We start from the raw sequence: 21,893 nt of genomic DNA on the forward strand, positions 1-21,893 counted from the left end.
AGCTTGGACATGTACTACGAACACCTGAGCGAGTCCGTGTGGATCGCCTACGACGGAACCACTCGCAACGCGACGTACGTGCGAGGTGACATGAGCGGGGGCATGCTCGTCGGCACTCTCGACAGTGCGGACGCCACGAGACAGCTGCTCAGTCACGGCGAAGGCGCGGCGAAGACGGTGGTGCTCACCGACACCGACTCCGGGCAGCACATCCCGGAGGGCGCCACGACACTCACCTCGGTGGAGACGGCGACCGCACTCGCCGGCTGCCCTCTGCTCGACGCCGTCGAGGTGGAGCGGGGTTCTCCCCTCGATGCCTATCTCGGGAGATCCCAGCGCACCCACGGAATCGCGGCCCGGCGATTGACACCTGATCAAACCTTCAGCGGTGCGACCGACCTCAAGGTCGGCCACACACTGGTCGAGGTTCAAAACATCGGGCGCGCCTACAGCGCCGCCGACACGATCGTGTGGCTTCCTGACGAGGCGGTGCTGATCACCGGTGCCGCTGTCGTCAACGGTGTGCATCCCGCGTCGTGGTCGGGCTCGATCGAGCAGTGGCGTGCGGCGTGCGTCCAGCTCGTGGCGCTACGGCCGGCTGTGGTGGTTCCCGGGTACGGGCCGGTCACCGACATCACCGGGATCATCGATCTGCGGGACTATCTCGAGCACCTGCACAGCGAGGCGGAGGTGCGCTACCGCAAGGGAATGCCGGTCGAGGAAGCCGCGGTCGACCTGCCGCTCGGCCGCTGGGAGCAGTGGGCCTGCCGGGAGAACCTGGCGATCACCTTGGCCACCGTCTACGACTCCCTGGGCGACAGCACCGAGCGCACGGTCAGCGGGGTTCTGGCCACCGCCGCCGAGATCGCCGAGGGCATCCGCCGACGGCCGCGGATCGCACCCGTCGCCCCCGGTGAGCGTGACCAGGAAACACTGGACGCGTTGGGCCTCGTCGGGGGAGAGAACTCGATCTTCGAGCTGCACAGTGTGAACATACCGAACGTCATGACCACCTTTGTGCGGCACACCAAGCTGTACAAGGATAGTATGCCCCTGGCCCATGGCGTGATCGACGGCGTCCTACCGCCACGGCAGCGCGAAATGGCGATCTTGCGCGGCGCGTGGGCGTGTTCGGCGATCTACCAGTGGAATCACCACTACCATGTCGCCCTCGGCGTCGGCCTCACTCAAGAGGAGATCGACCTGATTTCCCGGGACATCTCCCTGGGAGCATGGACCCGGCACGAGCGGGCGGTGCTGACCGCCGTGGACGAACTGCACACCGAGTCAGTGGTCTCCGACCGCACCTGGGCGATCCTGTCGGAAACCTATGGCGAGCGTGAACTGATCGAACTCGTCACCCTGATCGGCGAGTACCACAAGGTCTCCTTCGCGCTGAATAGCTGGGGCGTCCCCCTCGAACCGTGGATGGGCCCTTACCGCATCCCCTCCGGCTGGCGCACCGCCCACCAGACCCGAGACACTCCCTTGGACGATGCCTCACCTGGTGAGCTTGGCGAGTTTCCTGCAGCAGGTCAGCGCGGCGGAGAGGCCGGGGAAGGCGAGAGGTGGCTGCCCTTGCATTATGTATCGGACGGGGAAACGGCACGGTAGCCGAACAGCCAGGCAAGGGACCTCTCAATCTTCCACCGGTGCCGTCCCAGCCGCCACGCCGCCGCATTCCGGGGCCCAGACCACGGGCTCGGCCCCGGCCAGGCAGGTCAGCGTCTTGTCGCGCTCACGCGGTAGCAGCAGCCCGGTACGAAGACGAACAGGGCGTTCACGAAGGTGCCCTCGTGGATGACATCCAGGTCGTGAAGCACGACCCGGGGCGCCGCGAGAAGAGCGAGCCCGATTATCGCGATCATGGGCAGCCCGAGAACCGGGCGTCTCGGGGCGGGCGGCCGAGGTGGTGGGGTGTGCTGATGAGATAGTCGTGATGGATGATCGCCGGCGCGAGCCGGGCGTACTCATCGGGCCGGGCAAGGCGCTTCGGGAAGGGCACACCGGAGGCCAGCCCGAACGGAACTCCGCGGAGACGGTTTCCAGCATCGGCGTTTCGACGATGCCCGGCGCGATGGTGTTGACGCGGATGCCGTCCTGACCTCGTGTTCGCCGGTGACGACCGCCGCGATGTCGCGGACTTCCATCAGTCCTGTTCCTTGCTGTAGGTGGTGATCGTTTCGCCGGTGTTCCCGGCGAGTGCCCCTTGGGCCAGGCCGGTGGCGACCGCCGCGATTCCCAGCCGGCCGGAGTCGAGACCGGCCAGTGCGATCTTGAGGCCATCGCCCTCCTCGCCGATCCTGCGCCAGGCGGGAACACGGACGTGGTCCAGCCGCATGGTGGCGGTCGCGGATCCGGTCAGGCCCATCTTGCGCTCGGGCGGGTCCGCGCTCAGGCCTTCCGCGTCGGCCGGGACCAGGAAGCAGGAGATGCCCTTGCGATCGTCCGAGGTCCGCGCCATCACCTGGTAGAAGTCGGCATGCCCACCGTGGGTCGTCCATGCCTTCGCGCCGTCGAGCACGTAGTCGTCCCCGTCCCGGACGGCGCGGGTCCTCATGGCGGCGGGATCAGAGCCCGCGTGCGGCTCGCTCAGGCAGTACGCGCCGAGGAGGTCGCCGCCGAGCATGTCGGGCAGCCACGCCCGCCGCTGCTCTTCCGTGCCGAAGTTGACGAGCCCGAAGCACGCCAGGGTATGCACGCTGGCACCGACGCCGATGCTCGACCAGATCGCCGCGATCTCCTCAAGTACCTGCAGGTACACCTCGTACGGCTGGCCTCCGCCGCCGCACTCCTCGGGGTAGGGGAGGCCGAGGAGGCCGACCGCGCCGAGGGTCCTGAAGACCTCGCGCGGGAACTCCTCGTCGGCCTCGGCCCGGGCGGCCCGGGGCGCGAGTTCCTTGTCGGCGAGGTCCCGGACGAGGGTGATCAGGTCGGCACTCTCGCCGGTGGGCATGACACGTGATGCGGGCATGGACAATCCTCCGAGAACCGGAACGAGTACCACGGTATCGGCTCTGGTACTCTGCCATAAGGTCGACGTCATGCCACTTCCAGGGAAGGCTCGCGCGCGCCGCGAGGAGATGCTGGTTCAGCTCCGAGAGCTGTTCCTGACCGAGGGATTCTCTTCGTTCAACATCGGAGATCTGGCGGAACGGCTGCGGTGTTCGAGAACCACCTTGTACGCCGTGGCACCGAGCAAGGAGCAGATCGTTGTCGCAGCCGTGCGCTCGTTCTTCAAGACCGCGGCGGAACATATCGAGGCCCGGGTCGTGGCCTCCGATGATCCGGCGAGGCGGCTGGCGATCTACCTGGAGGCCGTCGCCTCGGAACTTCAGCCGGCCTCGGCCATGTTCTTCGCGGATGTGGCCGACTTCGGTCCGGCCAACGACGTGTACCAGGAGAACACTCAGTACGCGGCTCGGCGGGTCCAGGCTCTCGTGACCGAGGGAGTGAAGACCGGAGCGCTGCGCCCGGTTCACGCGTCGTTCGTGGGGGCCGCCGCGGCCCAGGTCATGGGCGCGATCCAGCACGGGACGATCCAGGCGACCACCGGGCTCGACGCCGCCGAAGCGTACCGCCAACTCGCCGACCTGGTCATGACCAGCCTGACGGCCGATCCGAAGGAGCCGGCCAACGTGCGGAGGACAACACCGTGACCACTGATGCCGGCAGGGGCGGTCCGCTGACGGGCTTGCGCGTCCCGGAACTCGCAGGGCTGGGGCCGGCTCCGCACGCGGCCATGGTGCTCGCGGATCTCGGTCCCCGAGCTGGGGTGTTGCGACGACCACTAGAACGGAAGTACCACTGGCGGGGCGCCGCTTAAAGCTCCAAAAAAGTGATTTTTTCGGGTTCAGCAGCTACGCGCCGTTTTTCCCCAGGTAGGTACGCAGGTGCCGGGCGGTGAGCGAGTCCCCCGTGGAGACCAGGTCCGCGGGAGTGCCGGTGAAGACCACCCGGCCGCCGTCGTGGCCGGCCCCCGGGCCGAGGTCGATGATCCAGTCGGCGTGGGCCATCACCGCCTGGTGGTGCTCGATGACGATGACCGTGTTGCCGTCGTCGACGAGCCGGTCCAGCAGGGCCAGGAGCTGGTCCACGTCCGCCAGGTGCAGGCCGGTGGTCGGCTCGTCCAGCACGTACGTGGTGGCCTTCTCCGCCATCCGGATGGCCAGCTTGAGCCGCTGCCGCTCGCCGCCGGACAGGGTGGTGAGCGGCTGACCCAGGCCGAGGTAGCCCAGGCCCACGTCGGCGAGCCGGTTCAGGACGGCGCGGGCCGGGCCGGAGCCGAAGAAGTCGCGGGCCTCGGTCACCGACATGGCCAGCACCTCGCTGATGTCCTTGCCGCGCAGCTTGTGGGTGAGCACCTCGGGGGTGAACCGCTTCCCCTCGCACTGCTCGCACACCGAGGCCACCCCGGCCATCATCGCCAGGTCGGTGTAGACCAGGCCGATGCCCTTGCAGTTCTGGCACGCCCCCTCGGAGTTCGCGCTGAACAGGGCGGCCCTGACCCCGTTGGCCTTGGCGAAGGCGGTACGGATCGCATCGAGCAGCCCGCTGTAGGTGGCCGGGTTACTGCGGCGCGACCCCCGGATCGGGGCCTGGTCGACCACCGCGACGTCGTCCCGGCGGGGGAGCGAGCCGTGGATCAGCGAACTCTTGCCCGAACCGGCGACGCCGGTGACCACGGTCAGCACGCCCAGCGGGATGTCGACGCTCACGTCCTTGAGGTTGTGCAAGTCGGCGCCGGTGATGGACAGCTGCCCGCTGGGCTGCCGTACCTTCTCACGCAGGCGGGTCCGGTGGTCCAGGTGGCGGCCGGTCAGGGAGTCCGACGCGCGCAGCCCGGCCACGTCGCCGGTGAAGCAGATCCGCCCGCCGGACGAGCCGGCCCCGGGACCGAGGTCGACCACGTGGTCGGCGATCTCGATCGTCTCCGGCTTGTGCTCGACGACCAGGACCGTGTTGCCCTTGTCGCGCAGCCGGAGCAGCAGGCCGTTCATCCGTTCGATGTCGTGCGGGTGCAGCCCCACCGTGGGCTCGTCGAAGACGTAGGTGACGTCGGTCAGGCTGGAGCCGAGATGCCGGACCATCTTCACCCGCTGGGCCTCACCCCCGGACAGGGTGCCGGATTCGCGGTCCAGGCTCAGGTAGCCGAGGCCGATCTCGACCAGCGAGTCCAGGGTGTTGCTCAGGGTGGCGATCAACGGCCCTACCGACTCGTCCTCGATGCCCCGGACGAACTCGGCCAGGTCACTGATCTGCATGGTGGCGCAGTCGGCGATGTTACGGCCGTCGATCTTCGAGCCCAGCGCGGCGGGGTTGAGCCTGGTGCCGCCGCACGCGTGGCAGCTGGTGAACGTCACGGCCCGGTCCACGAACGCCCTGATGTGCGGCTGCAGCGACTCGCGATCCTTGGCGAGGTAGAGCCGCCGCACCTTGACCAGGAGCCCCTCGTAGGTGGTGTTCATGGTGCCGATCTTGACCTTGGTGGCCGGCCGGTGCAGGAAGTCCTCCCACTGGGTGGGGGTGTAGTCCCTCAGCTTGACGTCGCGGTCGAAGAACCCGGAGTGTGCGATCGACTGCCAGTACCACGAGTCCACATTGAAGTTCGGGGCGGTGATCGCTCCCTCGTTGAGCGAGAGGTCGACGTCGACCAGCTGGGAGACGTCGACATCCGACACCCGGCCGAGCCCCTCGCACTTCGGGCACATGCCCTCGGCGCTGTTGAAGCTGAACGCGGTCGAGGTGCCGACGTGGGGGGTGCCGATCCGGCTGAAGACGATCCGCAGCATCGTCTGCGCGTCGGTCGCCGTACCGACCGTGGAACGGGAGTTGGCGCCCATCCGCTCCTGGTCGACGACGATCGCCGCGCTCAGGTTGCGCAGGGCGTCGACGTCGGGCCGGCCGAGGCTGGGCATGAACGACTGGATGAAGGCCGTGTAGGTCTCGTTGATCAGCCGCTGTGACTCCGCGGCGATGGTGCCGAAGACGAGGGAGGACTTCCCGGAGCCGGAGACCCCGGTGAAGACGGTGAGCCGTCGCTTGGGAATGTCCAGTGAGATGTCGGCCAGGTTGTTCTCCCTGGCGCCGCGGACCTCGATCACGTCGTGGCTGTCCGCGGCGGCCTGGCCGTGCCGTGCGCCGTGGTCGTCGGTGGGGGTGGGGCTGGAGGGGAACACGGACCTTCTCCCTTGATATCCTTATCGCGTAAAGAGATAGCCCGACAAAGTTAGTTTATGCCGTAAGGAGTGGCAAGTTGGTCGTCTTCGCCGGACAGGGCGACGCGCGCCGTTCGATGGCCCTGCTGTGGCGTACCCCGAGGTCGGGGGAGGTGCGACCAGGCCCCAAACCCGGCCTGAGTGTGGATGAGATCGTGGATGCGGCCATTGCCGTCGCCGACTCCGAGGGAATGGCCGCGCTCTCCATGCGCGCGGTGGGCGAACGGCTCGGACGCACCGCCATGGCGCTCTACACCTACGTGCCCAGCAAGAGCGAGCTGGTCGACCTGATGTACGACCGGGCCCTCGCCGAGCTGCCCGTCGACTACGAGCTGGGGGCCGGTTGGCGGGCGGCCATGACCTCCTGGGCCGGGGATTCCTGGGCGTTCTACCTGCGCCACCCGTGGGTGCTGCAGGTCTCGCAGGCGCGCCCGGTGCTGGGCCCCAACGAGTACGTGATGCTGGAGACCGCGCTGCGGATCCTCCGTGAGACCGGCCTTGAGGCCGGGATGCTGCGGCGCCTCGTCGGGACGCTGTTCCACTTCGTGCGCGGGGCGGCGCAGACGGTCGCGGAGTCGCGCCAGGCCCCGGCGGCGACCGGGGTGTCCGACGAGGAGTGGTGGTACGCCCGCTCGGCCATGCTGGAGGAGGTCGCCCCCGACTTCGCCGAGCGGTTCCCGACGTTGACCTGGCTCGACAGCGAGGGCGCCTACCAGTCCGAGGACGAGAGCGTTCCCTACCTGGAACAGGAGGCGAGGGAGACCTTCGCGGCCGGGCTCGCCGTCCTCCTGGACGGCATCGAGGCGGCCATGAACAGGGCCGGCGTCTGATCACGGGGAAATGGTGTCCCACTGCCATCTCGGCGGGATCGACGTCCGGACGCGCACCAGCCGCCGCGTGGTGTCGCAGTCGGAGGGGGTTCACCGATGATTTCCGCCTTTCGACCTCGGTGGCATGATCTCGCTTAATATCTGTAGATCATGTTCGATAGCACTAAATTTCGTTTAGGTCGCGAATGGTGCCTATCTAGCTATATAGGGACAAAATAACTGCGAGAGCGGGTTGTTGATCATCGTGCTGATATTTCATGGAAGAAAGCGGTCGATTATGAAACATCTGGCGGCCGGTGGGAGATCTATGTAAAGCACTGATTCCGCTGCTGCCCCTCCGAGGAGATGAGTCATGTGAGCGTCCTGTTGACCGTGCACCCCAAGGATCACGACCTCGCCCGCGAGCTCGGCACCTGGTTGCTGGAGGAGCGGGATCTGCGTGGCGGGGTGACGTACGTTCACGAGGTGGTGCCGGAGGGTGCCATGGGCGCCGTGGTCGAGGGCGTCCAGGTCGCCCTGGGCTCGGGCGGCGCTGTCGCGGCGCTTGCCGGTGTGGTCATCGCCTGGCTCAGAACGCGTCCGGGTGAGGTGATCTTGAAGATCAAGCGTGGAACGGACGAGATCGAGCTCACCGGTAAGGGGGTGAAGGCTCTGGACGCACAGAGCCTTCGGGAGCTCACCGAGAGGGTCACGGAGATCGCTGCCAAGTCCCTGCCTTCCGATGACCGTGGATGAGCCGGCTTTCCTGACCTCACCGGGGACCAGGGTCCTACTGGTTGGGTCGAGCGAAGGCGCAGACCCGCAGAGCCTGCCGCCCCTGCGCACGGTCACCGACACGGTCACCGACCTTGGCCGGACCCTGGTCGAGCAGGCGGGGCTGGATCCGGCCCGGCTCACGGTGTGTCTGGATCCGGCCCATCCGACCGAGTTGTTCGACGTCGTGACAGAGGTGGCAAGGGAGGCCACCGACGCGTTCGTGCTCTACTACGTCGGTCACGGGGAGATCGGCGCGGACAACGAACTCCTCCTGGTCACCCGGTCGACCGGCGGGCTGACCAGGAGCAACGCGGACTTCCGGGCCCTGCGTTATTCGGCCGTCCCTGAGATCATCCAGGATGTGTGCAGGGCGAAGGTGGTCGTCCTGGTACTCGACTGCTGTTTTTCCGGTCGTGGAGTCGTCGCGATCCGCTCGGCCGCAGACTCGGCTTTCGACAACACACGTTTCAACGGTTCGTTCCTCCTCACCTCCGCCGGCGGGTCCAGCCTGTCCTGGGAACTGCCGGACGAACGGCACACCGCGTTCACCGGTGAATTGATCCGGCTGCTGGAAAGGGGAGACCCGGCAGGTCCGAGATGGCTGACGCTCGACTACGTCCACGAATACCTGGAACGGGTCATGCGTGAGCGTCATCTGCCACTGCCGAAGCGGCAGAGCATCGATCTCGGCGGCCGTCACGTCGTGACGGGCAATCGTGCCTACCTGCCGCCTGCGGAGCCATCGCCTCCCAGGTCCTCTGGAGCCGATGACGAGGAGAGCCCGTACCGGGGACTGGCCGCGTTCGGGCAGGGCGACGCGAAGTACTTCTACGGTCGTGAGGAACTCACGGCGAGGCTGCTGGAGCGGGTCCGCGAGCACCGGTCGCGCGGCGGCCTGCTGATGGTCACCGGGCCGTCGGGAGCGGGGAAGTCCTCCCTGCTGAGAGCCGGACTGCTCGCCGCGCTGTCCCACGGTGGCCGGGACGATCCGGCCTGCCTCCTGCTGACGCCGGGGGCCGACCCGCTGGGCGCCCTCGCGGACCGTCTCGCGCCGATCGACGACGTGGACCGCGAAGGACTGCGGACGCGCCTGCTGCTCGATCCGGAGGCTCTGCGCGAGGTGGCCGCGGGCGTGGAGCCCAACGGGCTGCTCATCGTGGTCGACCAGTTCGAGGAAACCTTCAGCCGGTGCGAGGAGGAGACCCATCGCCGGGCCTTCGTCGCGGCGCTCGCCCGGGCCTGCACGCCGTCCGGCGGTCCCCCTCCCGCGACGGTGGTGATCGGTCTACGCGCCGACTTCTTCGGGCACTGCGCGGGCTTTCCCGATCTGGCCGCCGCGCAGGAACGCCCGCAGATCGTCGGACCGATGTCTCCGGAGCAGCTCGAGACGGTGATCCGACGGCCCGCGGAGATGATGGGGTTGCGCCTGCAGGACGGGCTGATGGAGCTCTTACTTGAGGACATGGGGGCGCACTCGGCCGCCGACCCCGGCGGAGTCCTGCCGCTGCTGTCCCACGCCCTCCTGGTCACCTGGCAGTACCGGGAGAACGGTGTGCTGACGGTGGCGGCCTACCGGGCGACGGGAGGAATCAGCCGCGCGATCGCCACCACCGCCGACAACACCTTCGAGAGCCTGAACGAGCGAGGGCGGCGACTCGCACGGCGCATCCTGCTCCGTCTGCTCTGGGTCGGCGAGGGAGTGGAAGCCGTCCGCAGACAGGTGCCGCCGGCCGAGCTGCTGCCCGCGGATGATCAGAGCGAGCAGGTGCTCGACAGGTTCGTCGCCGCCCGGCTGGTCATGGTGGGGGAGAACGTGGCGCAGATCACGCACGAGGCCCTGCTGCGTCACTGGCCGAGGTTGGCCACCTGGCTGCGGGAGGACCAGGCGGGGCTGCTCGTCAGCCAGCGGGTGGAGGGCTCGGCGGCGGTCTGGAAGCAGGAGGGAAGGCACCCCACGCTTCTGGACCGTGGCCCGCGGCTGGAGGCCACCCTCACCTGGCTCGGGGAGGGCGACCGGGATCTGAGTGATCTGGCGAAGGAGTTCGTCGAGGCGAGCGACCGGGCGGAGAAGGCCGACCTGCTGGCCGAACGGCGTCGTGGGCGGGTACGCCGCGTGGTGATCGTGGCGCTGGCCACCCTGCTGGTACTCGCCGTCACCGGGGGAGCCTTCGCGTTGAATCTGCGTGACCAAGCCGACCAGGCCAAGATCGTCGCATCGTCGCAGCAGGCCGCCGCGCGGGCCGACGCGCTGCGGGGCGTCGACCCCGCCCTGGCCATGCAACTGGGCCTGGTCTCCTACCGGATCTCGCCCACGGTCGAGGCGCGCGGCAGTCTTCTGTCGTCGTTCGGCTCTCCTTATGCCACCCGCCTCCTGGGGCATCAGGGGTTGGTCACCTTTGTACGGTTCCGCCCCGACGGGAAGGTCCTGGCAAGCGTCGGGGCGGACCATACCGTCCGCTTCTGGGACGTGGCGGCGCAGCGGGAGACGGGAAGAATCGACGCCGGAGCCCTGGGACACGGCGAGGCGACGGAGGTCGCGTGGAGCCCGGACGGACACTCGCTGCTGGTGAACGCCGGGAGCACCGCGAGGGCGTCGTTGTGGAATGTGGCCGACCCGCGCAACCCGGTCCTGATCACTCCCCTGGGCGAGAAGGGCCAGGGATGGACGGTGGCCGTACACCCCAACGGCAGGATCTTCGCTGTCAGCGGGAGCGACGGCCTGGTGGTCCTGTGGGAACTCGACGGCAAGCCCAGAAGAGTGGCGGCCCTCACCCCGGCCTTCGGTAGATCCGACACCCTGTCCTTCTCCTCGGACGGGCGTTTTCTGCTGGAGTCGCTTTGGGGGGTGTTCCACTCGCGGCTGTGGAGCCTGGAGGACTCTGGGCGGGTGCGTGACTGGTCGGTGGTGAGCGACTCGTACTTCGATAGCGTGATCGCCCCAGAGCGCGACGTCATCGCCAGGGCCAGCGTCGAGAACGCAATCGTGGTCACGCCCATAAAGAAGTCCGGCAAGGAGGGCGAGCCAATCAAGCTCGCTCTGCCGCAGCAGTCGATTCCCTCGGTTCTCAGCTTCACCTCCGACGCCGGAACGCTCGCGGCGGCCTATGCGAATGAGAACACCGTCCGCGTCTGGGATGTCGGCGCCCGTAAGATCGTCGTCACACTGCCGCACACCGGCCCGGTTCGGTCGGTGGACATCACCCGGGATGGCACCTCGGTCGCCACGGCCGGAGGTGACGGGGCGGTCCGGGTCTGGCCGTTACCGGGTTCCAGCGCGGCCACCCACAAGGCCGGGATCAACGCTGTGGCGTTCTCTCCGGACGGGGGCGTGCTCGCATCGGCCGGACTCGACGGATCCAGACTGTGGCAGATCACCGACAGGACCCGTCTCCAGGCGGCGGCCTCGCTGGAGGGGGGCGCCACCAATGCGAGCACCAACAGTCTGTCGTTCTCTGTCGACCGGCCGTTCCTGACGAATTCCGTTCTCGCGTCTTCCGGCCAGCTGTGGAACGTGAAAAATCCACGCAAGCCAATCACCGTGCAAATGGGAGAGGGGATCTCCAGAAACCACTTCGGCGTCGCCCTGTCGCGGCAGGGCCGGTTGCTGGCGCTGGGGCTCGCGCCGGACTCCGGTGGCATCGGAGTCGCCGTGTGGCATCTCGACGCCACCGGGAAGCGGTCACCCGCCTCGGCGTGGTCGCTCGCCGGGCCCGATACCCTCGTCGCCCCGAACGCGCTGACGTTCAACCCGTCCGGCACGCTCCTCGCCGGCGGCCTCGACGACCACACGATCCGGCTGTGGGACGTCTCCGACCCCGGACGCCCCGGGGAGAGCGCCTACCTGGCCGGCCACACCGGTGCCGTCACCGGCGTCGCCTTCCACCCCTCGGGAAGGATTCTGGCGAGCGCCTCGGAGGATGGTACGGTCCGTCTCTGGAACCACGGCGGGCAACCCCTCGCCGTCATCCCGCCCACCACGGGGGTCGCGGCCCGGGTGGCGTTCAGCGGTGACGGCACCGTCCTGGCCGCGGTGGGTGGCGATCGCATCGTTCACCTCTACTCGGTCGTCGATCCCCGTCGTCCCGTCCTGGAGGCGGAACTGAGCGGTCACACCGCTCCCATCACCGACGTGTCCTTCCAGCCCGGGGGCGACATCATCGCCACGGCCTCCGAGGACGCGACGATCCGGCTGTGGGACACCGACATCGCGCAGGTCTCGCGGCGCGTCTGCGCCACGGCGGGCAGCCCGATCACCGCGGCCGAATGGGAGAAGTACGTTCCGGGTCTTCCTTACGACCCCCCGTGCTCCTGAGGGTGAGGCGTTTCCCTCGAGCACTTCCGCCGGATCGCCGTGGAGTTCTGCGAGGATTAGGCCGCTCAGGGCACTCGTTACGTCGAGGTGACCTTCACCGCCGCCTCATACGGGGAGCGGGTCGGACAGCCCGAGATGCCGCTGGAGGCGGTGCTCGACGGGCTGGCCGAAGGCCGCGCCAGGTTCGGGATCCGGAGCCGGGTGCTGCTCGACCACTCCAGGCGGCGTTCGGTGGAGCGGTTGTGGCGGACGGCGGACGCCGATCCGTTCCGACGGGCTTTGGAAAGTACTTGACGATATGGAAACTTGAAAGTACTTTCCAAATTGGAAAGAAGGAGGGGCAGCCCATGGAGATCACTCCCGAAGAAGCCGCGCGGTCGCTGGCTCAGGTCCACGAGACACAGCACAGGGTCCTGCGCGCCGCACCGCCGATGTTCCCCACCTGGTACCCGGTGGCGGTTTGGATCGTCGTCACCGGAATGCAGTTCGTCACCGAGATCACACCCCCCTGGTGGCTCTGGATCGCCGTGACGGCCCTGTCGGCCGGCCTCGCCGTCGCCGTCCTCAAGTTCGTGAGCGACATCAGGAACGCGAACCTGCGCCCGCACTCCTCCATGACGGATCCATGGGCATGGGCCGGCTTCGCCGTCTGGCTTATCACCACCGTTCTCGCGGGCTACGCGCTGGCGTTGTGGCTCAAGGAACTCGGCGTCGCCTATCCGCGCACCGTCATGGGCGTGATCATGACGGTGGTCGTGGCGGTCACCGCGTCCGTCCTGGCCCGGTGGATGTCCGCGCGGACCGTTCGGCGGGCGGAGACGCCGAAGCGATGACGTCGCGACTCGACCCGGCGATCCACGCGCCGGCCCGGCTGCAGATCGTCTCCCTGCTGGCCGCCGCCGAGGAGGCCGAGTTCGCCTTCGTACGCGACAACCTGGGCATCAGTGACTCGGTGCTGTCCAAACACGCGAGCGCACTGGAGGCGGCCGGCTACCTGAAGATCCGCAAGGGACACGTCGGCAAGCGCCCCAGGACGTGGTTCAGCCTCACTCGCGAAGGGCGCGCGGCCTACACCGGCCACGTCGCCGCGCTCCAGGCCATCGTCGCCCGGTCCGGCCTCTCGGTCCTCCCCGACTGAGGAAACGGAACGATCTGCTTGGCCGGATGGCTTGCCTGGCCAAGCGGTACGGCTTCGAGTTCTCGAAGACGCCAGATGTGCATGGTGGCAGTCACGCCAGGTCGTTCACGCGAGGCCGCGCGCCGTCTGCACGATCAGGGGCTTCCCCATCGGGACATCGGCCTGCTGCTCGGAGTCTCCCACCAGGCGGTCGGCAAGCTCCTCGCCGGTTGGATCGACACTCGCCGGCCAGAGCCGACGGGCGGGCCTGGCACCGCCCGAAAACGTTAGGGATTTCCTCTTTTAGTGTCGATATGCCGGGAAAGACTGGTTCAACGCCTCGTTGAGGCTTCTGTCGCATTTTTGAGAATACAACCACATGCAATAAGAATGTTCTGTTAACGGGATCGCCCGCCGAGGCGACGGCCTCGAATTCCGAGCTTAATCCAGGTTTGTGAGAAAAACTCATAAACCGCAAAACGGTCAAGACTCACCGAACATCCCCCATCTCAATCGCCGCGCGTAAGTAACAGTGGCCGGAATCTGCCACTCCACCTGCATTCGAGGTCTTGCGCCCCCCTGTCATCAATGATTAGCTCACTTACATGACGGGCGTGCCCACGCATACATCAGGTGAAATTCAGGTCGAATTAATCGCGATCCGGCCGCACCGGGTCCCCTTCAGATCCTGATCGTCGGCGACATCCTCGCCGGACCGATCCGAACTGCTCGAACAGGGTGTTAACAAGGGGCAACGAGACCCTCTCGTGCCATCTCCCACTATCATCGATCGACACCCCCCCAAGTCTGGACCGTTCCAAACCGCCGGCACGGCCCAGCGGTGGCACGAATGCCGCCTCGTTTCCCCGGATGCCGGGGATCTCTTTCTAGATCGACGCATCACCGTAGATCACGCATTTATTCGCGAGAACCTTCATGTGATCGCCCGAGAGTTCAATTCACCATGTCCGAATTCTCGTCCAGGCGCGACCATATGGGCGTTCTCGACGCCGGATCGTTTGGAGTCTCCTCCGTGACGAGTTCGCTTTCCGATGTCCAAAGTTCCTTTCCAGAGCCGACGACCGGCGAAGGCTCCCGGTCACCCACGCCGGGCCTCACCGCGGCCTTCGACCCCGAACGTTTCCACGACGGCGCCGTGGACATCGTCAGCCGCCTGACGACGTATCTAGGCGACCGGTCGGTCCGGGGACTCGACCTCCTCGACCCGGCGGTGCTGCTGAAGGCCGCGCGGGAACTGATGACCCCGGAACGGCGGCGCATCGCCGACTTCGACGCCGACCGGGTGAACCAGATCGTCGACCTGTATACGGGGACCGGCATCCCGGTCTACTCACCCGGCTACATGGGACGGCAGTTCTCCGGCGTGGTGCCGCTGGCCAGCCTTATCGACCTGGTCGGCTCGGTGGTCAACCAGCCCTCCTCCTTCTATGAGGCCGGGCAGCTCCCCAGCGTCGCCGAGCGGCTCATGGCCGAGGAGCTCAACCGGTTCATCGGCTGGGACCGCGACCGGTTCGCCATGGTGACGACCTCGGGGGGCTCCCTGGCCAACCTGACCGCGCTGCTGGCCGCCCGCAACCGTGCCTTCCCACAGATCTGGACGCGCGGCGCCGGCGGCATGTCGGGTCCCCCGGCCATCGCGGTCAGCGAGGAGGCCCACTACAGCGTGACCCGGGCGGCCGGGGTGCTCGGCATCGGGGAACGGCAGATCGTCCGGCTCCCGGTCGACCGGGCCGGGCGGATCCGCCCCGATCTGGCCGGCCCGATACTGGACGAGGCGCGTCGGCGCGGTCTGCGACTGTTCTGCCTGGTGGCCTCGGCCGGGACCACGTCGATGGGCGCCTTCGACCCGCTGGAGGAGCTCGCGGCCGTGGCACGCCGGTATGGGCTCTGGCTTCATGTGGACGGGGCGCACGGGGCGAGCCTGCTGCTGTCGGAGCGGCACCGGGACAGGCTGCGCGGCATCGAGCAGGCCGACTCGCTGACCTGGGACGCCCACAAGATGCTGTTCATGCCGGCGCCGTGCACGCTGCTCTTCTACCGCGACGGCGCGGCGGCGCGCGGCGCGTTCCGGCAGCGCGCCAGCTACGTCTTCGATGAGGAACCGGACGTCTACAGCGCCTACGACAGCGCGGACAAGAGCTTCGAGTGCACGAAACGTCCGATGATCATGCCGCTCTGGACGGTCTGGTCGGTCTACGGCCCGGCGCTGTTCGCGCAGCGGATCGACCGGCTGTGCGCGGTGGCCCGGCAGGCGTACCGGATGCTCGCCGCCGAGCCGGACTTCGCCGTGGCGCACGAGCCGGAGTCCAACATCCTGTGCTTCCGGTACCGGCCGGACGGCCTGGAACCGGCGACCGTGCACCGGTTGCAGCTGGAGATCCGCAACCGGATCCGGGGCGGCGGGCGCTTCTTCATCTCCAAGGTCGACATCGACGGGGTGGCGGCGCTGCGCGTGGTGGTGATGAACCACCTGATCGACGCCGACCACCTGGCCATGCTCATCGCTGAGATCAGGGACATCGGGCAACGGGTGCTGCGCGCGAGCGCCGCGGCCCGGCACGACCAGCGGAATGGGAGTCATTCATGACCATGATGGATTTGGACATCGCCGCCTCGGCGGAGCTGGCGGCACGACTGATCCCCGAGGAGGAGCTGCGGCCCCGCTCGGTGGACGACGTCACCCGGCTGCCGTCGTTCGCGGGGAAGCTGGAGGAGTGCGGGCGGCTCGCCGGAGTCCCGTACTGCGAGTCGCCGCTCGACCTCCAGAACGCGCTGGTGTTCCGCCGGCTTCAGCAACTCGTCGGCGTCGCCCTGCTCAACCCGCTGTGGCGCGAGCGGCTGCACTACTTCGGAATCCGCGGCGCCCCCGCCGACATGTCCGAGTGGGAGCGGATCCCTCTCTCGGACAAGGCCGTGCAGCGGGACATGTTCATGGGCGCGCGGGCCGGGATGGTCGTGCCGCTCGACCGCGGCGGGTTCGAGGTGGTGGCCAGCGGCGGCACCGGGGACGGCATGCCCCTGGAGATCGTGTACTCCCTGCGGGAGCTGCGCGACACCTACCGCATCGCCGGGGCGTTCATGGGCGCCTACCAGCTCGGCCGCTACCTGCGCGGCCCCGCGCCGCGCTGGCTGTTCACCACCCTGGCCGACTACCAGATGTGGAGCAGCGGGACCATGGTCGGCGGCGTCCTGTCCCACGTCCCGGGGGTCAACTACATCGGCGCGGGGCCGGTGAGCGCGCCGGTGCTGGAGCACATGTTCTCCTACCCGGGCCACAAGGCGCTGATGGGCATCACCGCCGGCATCGGGCTCCTGCCCGAGCTGGGCGCGGCCCTGCCCCCGCATGCCAGGGCGAGCTTCCGGGTCGCCATGTACGGCAGCGGGTCCCTGCCGCAGCGCAAGCGCGACGAGCTGCAGGCGTTCTTTCCCAACGTGTCGATCCTCAGCTACTTCGCCGCGACCCAGGCCGAGTGCGTCGGGCTCCAGCTCGACCACACCTCGCAGGCACTCTCCGCCGTGCCGGGGCTGCACCTGGTGGAGATCGTGGACGAGCACGGCCGTGCCGTCGCCGAAGGCGAGGAGGGCGAGCTGGTCGTCACCCGGCTGCACGCCGAAGAGACGCCGCTGCTCCGGCTCAAGCTCGGCGATCGGATGATCCGCCGCCCCGCCCTGAACGGGGCCGGGCTGCGCACCGAGCGATTCGAGTTCGCCGGGCGCACCGCCGACGTGCTGCACCTCAACGACAGCCAGTATTCGGCGACGCTGGCCTACGCGGCCCTGCGCGGGCGGCTGCGCTCGACGACCGGCGTCGACCTGGACCTGGTCGCGCACGAGGTCCAGTTCCACAACCACCGTGAGGACCGGACCCTCACCCTGCTGGCGGCGGTGGACGACGCCGAGGGCATGGCCGCGGTCGTCGAGCTCGGCCTCGGCCCGAGCGGGACGCGGCAGCTGTTCACCCAGGCGCTGCCGAGCTCCCTGTCGCTCTTCAACGACCGGGAGGCCAACGCGGCGGCCATCGAGCAGACCGGATACGGGTTCCGGCTGGTGTTCGTGCCACGTTCCTCACCGCAGATCGAGCGGACCACCGTCGGCAAGACGCCGCTGGTCAGGGACCGAGGCTGAGCACGTGGTGGCCCGTACGCCCGAATGACATCCGACAAGGGAGGATCGATGAAAGATAAGATCAGCATCGTCGTGATGGTCGACGCCGTCGGGGCGTTGTCCGACCGGACGCTGCACAACGGCAACCTCTCGCTGATCGACGACAGCGAGGCGGGGAGTAAGCACCAGGGGACCCCCGACCTCGTCACGGTGGTGGTCCCGGGACAGGTCGTCCATTGGACGCCCATCCACGTGGACGTGCAGACTCCGGTCGAGATCCAGGCCATCGAGTTCCTGGCCGGTGCGACCGTCCCGCCCCCGGCCGACCAGACCGTGCCGTACCCGGCCGACCAGACCGTGCCGCCGTACCCGGTGGAGCCCTCCACCGTTCCGGCACCCGATGCCGTGCCCGGGACCGGGGCCGACGCCATGGACTCCAACGGGCACGAGAACCACGACCTACTGGTGTGGGAGGGCGTCGTGCCCTACGACATGACGCCCGGTGTCCCGTACCGGTACCGGCTCACCCTCAAGCTCCACGAAGGACCCAACAGCGTGCTGCACATCGACTCGCCCGCGCTGCTGCGCGTGTGAGTCACGTTCTGCGAAAGGCGGTTTCATGGCCCAGCAACACGGGATCATCGTGCTCTTCGACGTCGAGAACGCGCTCCGGACGCGGTCGCTCGACGGCAACACGTACTGGTTCGACAACATGAAGTTGCTCGGCTCGGTCGGGGTGGGCACCGAGCAACTGGTGACGATCGTGCCCGGCACCCATTTCCTCGACGGGTCGCAGGCGACCGAGCAGGTGCTGAACTGGCTGCCCGCGGCGCTGGGGTCGATCCCCCCGACGGTGCCGCGCAACTACCTGGCCGAGCAGGAACGCGCCGACGACCGGCGCACGCTGGAGGAACTGGCCGCGCTCAGCGGTGAGGGCGGCGTGAGCGACGACGATCTCAAGCGGCTGCAGCAGCGGGTCGGCAGGCACGCCCGCAAGTCGGGCGGCGGGCGCGGCCTCACCGAGGCCAAGCTGCTGGACGTCACCGGTGAGACCACGAGCAGCCCCGGCGCGTACAACTACCCGGCTCCGGTGATCACCGATATCACCGGCCCGGCCGTCACCGAGAAGATCATGTACCCGGCCCAGTACGGGTCACCCGACATGATCTACGACGGCTGGTACTGGGCCGCGACCGTGGACACGAGCCGGCCCGGGGTCTACCCGTACACGGTGCACGTCCAGCTGCACGAGCTGGTCGAGCAGAACGACGAGCTGGTCTGGGAGTCCGTGGACCTGACCTGCGAGTCCAGCCTCAAGATCATCAACGACCCGAAGCGCAACGGGTTCACCGGCGCCGGAGTGGGCGTGCTCCCCCTCCCGCCCGTCCCGGCCGCCGGCTGACCAGGTCCGAGCCGAAGCACTTTCGAGTGAAGGAGCCGCATGCCCCCGAGGAACAGACAGCCCGAACGCCGGCCCGCCCGGCCGGTCCGGCCCGTGACGATCACCGCGGTGGTCGACCCCGTGGCCGCGCTCGCGTCGGAGAACCTGGACGACAACCTCTATCTCTATGACACCAACAGGGCCGCAGGGTCCACCGGTTTCGGCACCCCCGAGCTGTACAGCCGGGTACGCAAGGGCGACACCCTGCTGTGGAACGTGATCCCGCTGGAGTGCGAGACCTACGCGGCCCTCATCGACATCGAGATCGACCAGCGGATCGCCGAGCCCACGCGAAAGGTGTATCCAGGCACCGACATCGTGTTCTGGACCGCCGAGGTCAAGCAGGACCTCACCGAACCGGTCCCGTACCGGCTCTCGTTCCTGCTCGGCACCGTGAGCACGCCGTTCACCCCCACCGCCCGGCCGGTCCTGGCCGGTCCCGCCAACGAGGGAAAGGGAGGCCGATGACCCAGGAATACGCGGCTGCGGACTTCGCCGATCGCGGCCAGCTCAACTCCGTCCAGCTGAACGTGGTGACCCTCGTCGACATGGAGAAGGCCGCCGCGACGAAGTCCCTGGACGGCTGCCTCTACATGATGGACAACAGCGTCGGCGGGGTCGGGCAGGGCACCGACCACCTGGAGACCATCTGCAAGCAGGGGCAGGTGATCAACTGGATCATCCGCCCGATCGACATGCACCGCCGTCCGGACGGCACCTGGCCGCCGATGCCGAAGATCAACAACCTGGTCTTCCTCGACATCGAGAAGGGCGACGAGGACGACGTCGCCGAACGCCGGATCATGACCGAGCTCAAGATCTACGGCGCTCCCGACCGGATGCGCGACCAGTACACCGCCGTCTACTACTACTGGGCCGGGGCGGTGATGAGCGACGCCCGGCCGGGGCTCTACCGCTATCGGTTCGTCCTGGAGCTTGAGAAGGAACACGGCACCGACAAGCTGTACCTGAACTCGGCCCGCTATCCCGCCCTGCGGGTAATGCCCGTCTGACGGTCTCCGGGGCCGCGAGCGCGGTGCGGTGAAGGCGGAGGTGGAGGTCATGGTCGCCGCCGGGCGGCGACCATGACCGACCGGCGCGCGGCCGATCGTCGTTGCAGGTCGGCAGCCGCATCTGATCCGGTGCAGCGGGTAATCACCCCACGTCAATCGGGGTCATCGGCGGAAAACAGGGCTAGCATGATCCAGACGATGCCCGACCGCGCAGCGAACGGACCCGCCCATGACGACCACCATCACCGTGATCGGCGGCCCGACGGCCTTGCTGGAACTCGGCGGGCTGCGCATCCTCACCGATCCGACCTTCGATCCGCCGGGAGATCACCCCGTCGGGCCGCTCACGCTCACCAAGACCATCGGCCCGGCCCTTTCCCCGGCCGACGTCGGCCGGGTGGACCTGGTGCTGCTCAGCCACGACCAGCATCCCGACAACCTGGACAGGCTGGGGCGCCAGATGATGTCCGCCGCACCGCTGACCCTGAGCACGCCCGAGGCCGCCGCGCGCATCGGGGTCACCCCGATGCACCCCTGGCAGCACCATGACGTCGGCCGGGTTCGCGTCACCGCCGTTCCCGCCCTGCACGGCCCGCCGGGATGCGAGCCCATCGTCGGTCAGGTCACCGGCTTCGTGCTCACCGGCGACGGGCTGCCCACCGTCTACATCAGCGGGGACAACGCCTCGCTGGAGTACGTGGAGCTCATCGCCGGGCGGTTCCCGGCCGTCGACATCGCGTTGCTGTTCGGCGGCGCCGTCCGCACGCCCATGATCGACGGGCGGCTCACCCTGAACGCCACCGAGATGGTGATCGCCGCGCGCCTGCTGAAAGCCCGGCACGTCGTGCCGCTCCATGTCGAGGGCTGGACCCACTTCACCGAGGACCAGGCGGACGTGCACGCCGCCTTCTCCGAAGCCGGTCTCGACCATCTGCTCGTTTCCACCACCTCGGGACGACCGGTCCCCCTGGGGCCTGTCTATAAATGATCATCCCAGGTGCAGTTGGATTATCGTTCATGGTGCGACGAGGTGAACTGGCCGACAAGGCATAGGAGATCAGGTCGTACAGGTCGTAGAGGCTGTTGTTGACCGGGGTCGCGGTGAGCATCACCAGCCGCTTCGGGGGGCTACCCGGGGGCAGTCTGCGTAGCGCCTCGGCCCGCCGGGTGTTGGCGTTGCGGAGCGAGTGTGCTTCGTCCACCACGACCAAGTGCCCGGTGATGTTGCCCCTCGTCTGCGCGGGCCGCGTAGGGCGAACGGTGTTCAACCGGTCTCGGCTGGAATCGGACGTTCTGCGGGTGGGTGATGTTCGGTCCATTCGCGGAGTCGGGCCGGGGGGCCGTATCTCCCAATGGCGGAGTTCGACATCCCCGACACGGCGGCCCGGGTCATGAAGGTCGTACCGCCGTCCAATCCCGCACCCGTTTCCCAGGAATCCATCGAGACCCTTCTGCGCGCGGCGTGGGCGGGTTGCACACCGGGGAATCGGTCATGAGCGACACCACCGACGCCTACCCGCCGCCGATCGGCTCGAGGGCTGCCCTGCCGGCGCAAAGCGCCCCCTATTTGCGAAGATCTCTAATTATGCGCGCGAGCCAACTTCCGGTCGCTACCCAGCCGATTCCGGCCAAAACGAGAAGGGTTGGAGGGGTGATCCAAAGGTGATTCGGGCCGGATGTCTCAAATGGCAGGCCGCTAATCAAAATAGTCCAACCGAAAACCATGAGGCCGACCACGGCATCAATTATCCAGCGACCAGACTTGGATTTTCTGCGAAGTCCATACAGCCACAACAGCGCGTAGGGTAGCACGAATATAAATCCAACTATCAGGCTTACCGGCATTCCATCATCGATCGCGACAACTATTCCTACAGGAATGCCCCAGATGGTGGCCAGACGGGGAGTTCTAAGGCTCAGCCGCTCTGCCAGAGTATTCCCGGAAGGAGGCAAAGTATGACCGATGCGCAGAGGTGCAGATTCGCGACGAGGGCCGTCATGGGGCCGTGAGGATCGTTCCTCCACCCACACCCAGATCGAGAATCCAAGAGCTGCGACCCCGGCGATCCCGCCCACCGCTC

Annotated in this window: 20 protein-coding genes; 16 read left to right on the forward strand and 4 right to left on the reverse strand. The window is 67.8% G+C overall.

From position 1 onward, the window contains the following. The first annotated feature begins 9 nt into the window (after nucleotides 1-9). Entirely contained in the window at nucleotides 10-1,614 is a 1,605-nt protein-coding gene (locus OG884_RS33925) for a carboxymuconolactone decarboxylase family protein (protein WP_326639700.1), read from the forward strand. Between the two features lie 107 nt (nucleotides 1,615-1,721). Here the strand turns inward: OG884_RS33925 and OG884_RS33930 are convergent, their stop codons facing one another. Beyond that, the gene (locus OG884_RS33930; RefSeq protein ID WP_326639701.1) at nucleotides 1,722-1,868 is read right to left on the reverse strand and encodes a hypothetical protein; all 147 of its coding nucleotides are present in this window, start codon (nucleotides 1,866-1,868) and stop codon (nucleotides 1,722-1,724) included. A 68-nt stretch (nucleotides 1,869-1,936) separates the two neighbouring features. On the opposite strand from OG884_RS33930, the gene OG884_RS33935 reads away from it, so the two are divergent. Next, complete coding sequence (locus OG884_RS33935; RefSeq protein WP_326639703.1) at nucleotides 1,937-2,104, forward strand: hypothetical protein; 168 nt, start codon at nucleotides 1,937-1,939, stop codon at nucleotides 2,102-2,104. A gap of 45 nt (nucleotides 2,105-2,149) precedes the next feature. Here OG884_RS33935 and OG884_RS33940 read toward each other — a convergent pair whose 3' ends face one another. Beyond that, nucleotides 2,150-2,974 (reverse strand): acyl-CoA dehydrogenase family protein, encoded by an 825-nt coding sequence (locus OG884_RS33940; RefSeq protein ID WP_442811587.1) that lies wholly within the window; start codon nucleotides 2,972-2,974, stop codon nucleotides 2,150-2,152. 70 nt (nucleotides 2,975-3,044) lie between these two features. Here OG884_RS33940 and OG884_RS33945 point away from each other — a divergent pair, with 70 nt between their 5' ends. Further along, nucleotides 3,045-3,659 (forward strand): TetR/AcrR family transcriptional regulator, encoded by a 615-nt coding sequence (locus OG884_RS33945; protein ID WP_326639704.1) that lies wholly within the window; start codon nucleotides 3,045-3,047, stop codon nucleotides 3,657-3,659. A 201-nt stretch (nucleotides 3,660-3,860) separates the two neighbouring features. Here OG884_RS33945 and OG884_RS33950 read toward each other — a convergent pair whose 3' ends face one another. Further along, a complete protein-coding gene (locus tag OG884_RS33950; protein WP_326639705.1) occupies nucleotides 3,861-6,179 on the reverse strand; it encodes an excinuclease ABC subunit UvrA in 2,319 nt (772 codons plus the stop codon). 77 nt (nucleotides 6,180-6,256) lie between these two features. Here OG884_RS33950 and OG884_RS33955 point away from each other — a divergent pair, with 77 nt between their 5' ends. The 13 genes from OG884_RS33955 to OG884_RS34015 all read left to right on the forward strand — a co-directional run bounded on the left by OG884_RS33955 (nucleotide 6,257) and on the right by OG884_RS34015 (nucleotide 20,800). Further along, nucleotides 6,257-7,048, forward strand: a complete 792-nt coding sequence (locus OG884_RS33955; RefSeq protein WP_326639706.1) for a TetR/AcrR family transcriptional regulator — start codon at nucleotides 6,257-6,259, stop codon at nucleotides 7,046-7,048. Between the two features lie 354 nt (nucleotides 7,049-7,402). Continuing rightward, the gene (locus OG884_RS33960; RefSeq protein WP_326639708.1) at nucleotides 7,403-7,783 is read left to right on the forward strand and encodes an effector-associated constant component EACC1; all 381 of its coding nucleotides are present in this window, start codon (nucleotides 7,403-7,405) and stop codon (nucleotides 7,781-7,783) included. After that, nucleotides 7,770-12,116: a caspase, EACC1-associated type gene (locus tag OG884_RS33965; protein WP_326639709.1), complete on the forward strand. Its 4,347-nt coding sequence runs from the start codon at nucleotides 7,770-7,772 to the stop codon at nucleotides 12,114-12,116. The genes OG884_RS33960 and OG884_RS33965 overlap by 14 nt, the downstream gene beginning before the upstream one ends. Before the next feature lie 87 nt (nucleotides 12,117-12,203). Further along, nucleotides 12,204-12,410, forward strand: coding sequence for a hypothetical protein (locus tag OG884_RS33970; protein ID WP_326639710.1), 207 nt, complete (start codon nucleotides 12,204-12,206; stop codon nucleotides 12,408-12,410). A 53-nt stretch (nucleotides 12,411-12,463) separates the two neighbouring features. Further along, entirely contained in the window at nucleotides 12,464-12,949 is a 486-nt protein-coding gene (locus OG884_RS33975; RefSeq protein ID WP_326639711.1) for a hypothetical protein, read from the forward strand. Then, nucleotides 12,946-13,254, forward strand: coding sequence for a transcriptional regulator (locus OG884_RS33980; protein ID WP_326639712.1), 309 nt, complete (start codon nucleotides 12,946-12,948; stop codon nucleotides 13,252-13,254). The genes OG884_RS33975 and OG884_RS33980 overlap by 4 nt, the downstream gene beginning before the upstream one ends. A 1,012-nt stretch (nucleotides 13,255-14,266) precedes the next feature. Next, nucleotides 14,267-15,841, forward strand: coding sequence for a pyridoxal phosphate-dependent decarboxylase family protein (locus OG884_RS33985; protein ID WP_326639713.1), 1,575 nt, complete (start codon nucleotides 14,267-14,269; stop codon nucleotides 15,839-15,841). After that, complete coding sequence (locus OG884_RS33990; RefSeq protein ID WP_326639714.1) at nucleotides 15,838-17,379, forward strand: hypothetical protein; 1,542 nt, start codon at nucleotides 15,838-15,840, stop codon at nucleotides 17,377-17,379. The genes OG884_RS33985 and OG884_RS33990 overlap by 4 nt, the downstream gene beginning before the upstream one ends. A gap of 48 nt (nucleotides 17,380-17,427) precedes the next feature. After that, nucleotides 17,428-17,952 carry a hypothetical protein gene (locus OG884_RS33995; RefSeq protein WP_326639715.1) on the forward strand — a complete coding sequence of 175 codons (525 nt, stop codon included), beginning with the start codon at nucleotides 17,428-17,430 and terminating at the stop codon, nucleotides 17,950-17,952. Nucleotides 17,953-17,977: 25 nt separating this feature from the next. Beyond that, nucleotides 17,978-18,760, forward strand: coding sequence for a hypothetical protein (locus OG884_RS34000; RefSeq protein WP_326639717.1), 783 nt, complete (start codon nucleotides 17,978-17,980; stop codon nucleotides 18,758-18,760). 39 nt (nucleotides 18,761-18,799) lie between these two features. Then, nucleotides 18,800-19,267, forward strand: a complete 468-nt coding sequence (locus tag OG884_RS34005) for a hypothetical protein (RefSeq protein ID WP_326639719.1) — start codon at nucleotides 18,800-18,802, stop codon at nucleotides 19,265-19,267. Then, on the forward strand, nucleotides 19,264-19,812 hold the full coding sequence (locus tag OG884_RS34010) for a hypothetical protein (RefSeq protein WP_326639720.1): 549 nt from the start codon (nucleotides 19,264-19,266) through the stop codon (nucleotides 19,810-19,812). Before OG884_RS34005 ends, OG884_RS34010 begins: the two co-directional genes overlap by 4 nt. A 229-nt stretch (nucleotides 19,813-20,041) precedes the next feature. Next, nucleotides 20,042-20,800 carry an MBL fold metallo-hydrolase gene (locus tag OG884_RS34015; protein WP_326639722.1) on the forward strand — a complete coding sequence of 253 codons (759 nt, stop codon included), beginning with the start codon at nucleotides 20,042-20,044 and terminating at the stop codon, nucleotides 20,798-20,800. Here the strand turns inward: OG884_RS34015 and OG884_RS37730 are convergent. After that, nucleotides 20,688-21,131, reverse strand: coding sequence for an SNF2-related protein (locus tag OG884_RS37730; protein ID WP_442811588.1), 444 nt, complete (start codon nucleotides 21,129-21,131; stop codon nucleotides 20,688-20,690). The genes OG884_RS34015 and OG884_RS37730 overlap by 113 nt on opposite strands. Nucleotides 21,132-21,893: the final 762 nt, after the last annotated feature.

It is taken from the genome of Streptosporangium sp. NBC_01755 (assembly GCF_035917995.1).
Classification (GTDB): Bacteria; Actinomycetota; Actinomycetes; order Streptosporangiales; family Streptosporangiaceae; genus Streptosporangium.

Excerpts from the sequence above, each read along its gene's own strand:
- OG884_RS33980 (WP_326639712.1), top strand. The coding sequence starts at position 12,946 with ATGACGTCGCGACTCGACCCGGCGATCCACGCGCCGGCCCGGCTGCAG.
- OG884_RS33975 (WP_326639711.1), top strand. The coding sequence starts at position 12,464 with ATGGAGATCACTCCCGAAGAAGCCGCGCGGTCGCTGGCTCAGGTCCAC.
- OG884_RS34000 (WP_326639717.1), top strand. The coding sequence starts at position 17,978 with ATGGCCCAGCAACACGGGATCATCGTGCTCTTCGACGTCGAGAACGCG.
- OG884_RS34010 (WP_326639720.1), top strand. The coding sequence starts at position 19,264 with ATGACCCAGGAATACGCGGCTGCGGACTTCGCCGATCGCGGCCAGCTC.
- OG884_RS33990 (WP_326639714.1), top strand. The coding sequence starts at position 15,838 with ATGACCATGATGGATTTGGACATCGCCGCCTCGGCGGAGCTGGCGGCA.
- OG884_RS37730 (WP_442811588.1), bottom strand. The coding sequence starts at position 21,131 with ATGGACCGAACATCACCCACCCGCAGAACGTCCGATTCCAGCCGAGAC.
- OG884_RS34005 (WP_326639719.1), top strand. The coding sequence starts at position 18,800 with ATGCCCCCGAGGAACAGACAGCCCGAACGCCGGCCCGCCCGGCCGGTC.
- OG884_RS33965 (WP_326639709.1), top strand. The coding sequence starts at position 7,770 with ATGACCGTGGATGAGCCGGCTTTCCTGACCTCACCGGGGACCAGGGTC.
- OG884_RS33940 (WP_442811587.1), bottom strand. The coding sequence starts at position 2,974 with ATGCCCGCATCACGTGTCATGCCCACCGGCGAGAGTGCCGACCTGATC.
- OG884_RS33930 (WP_326639701.1), bottom strand. The coding sequence starts at position 1,868 with ATGATCGCGATAATCGGGCTCGCTCTTCTCGCGGCGCCCCGGGTCGTG.
- OG884_RS33945 (WP_326639704.1), top strand. The coding sequence starts at position 3,045 with ATGCCACTTCCAGGGAAGGCTCGCGCGCGCCGCGAGGAGATGCTGGTT.
- OG884_RS33925 (WP_326639700.1), top strand. The coding sequence starts at position 10 with ATGTACTACGAACACCTGAGCGAGTCCGTGTGGATCGCCTACGACGGA.
- OG884_RS34015 (WP_326639722.1), top strand. The coding sequence starts at position 20,042 with ATGACGACCACCATCACCGTGATCGGCGGCCCGACGGCCTTGCTGGAA.
- OG884_RS33995 (WP_326639715.1), top strand. The coding sequence starts at position 17,428 with ATGAAAGATAAGATCAGCATCGTCGTGATGGTCGACGCCGTCGGGGCG.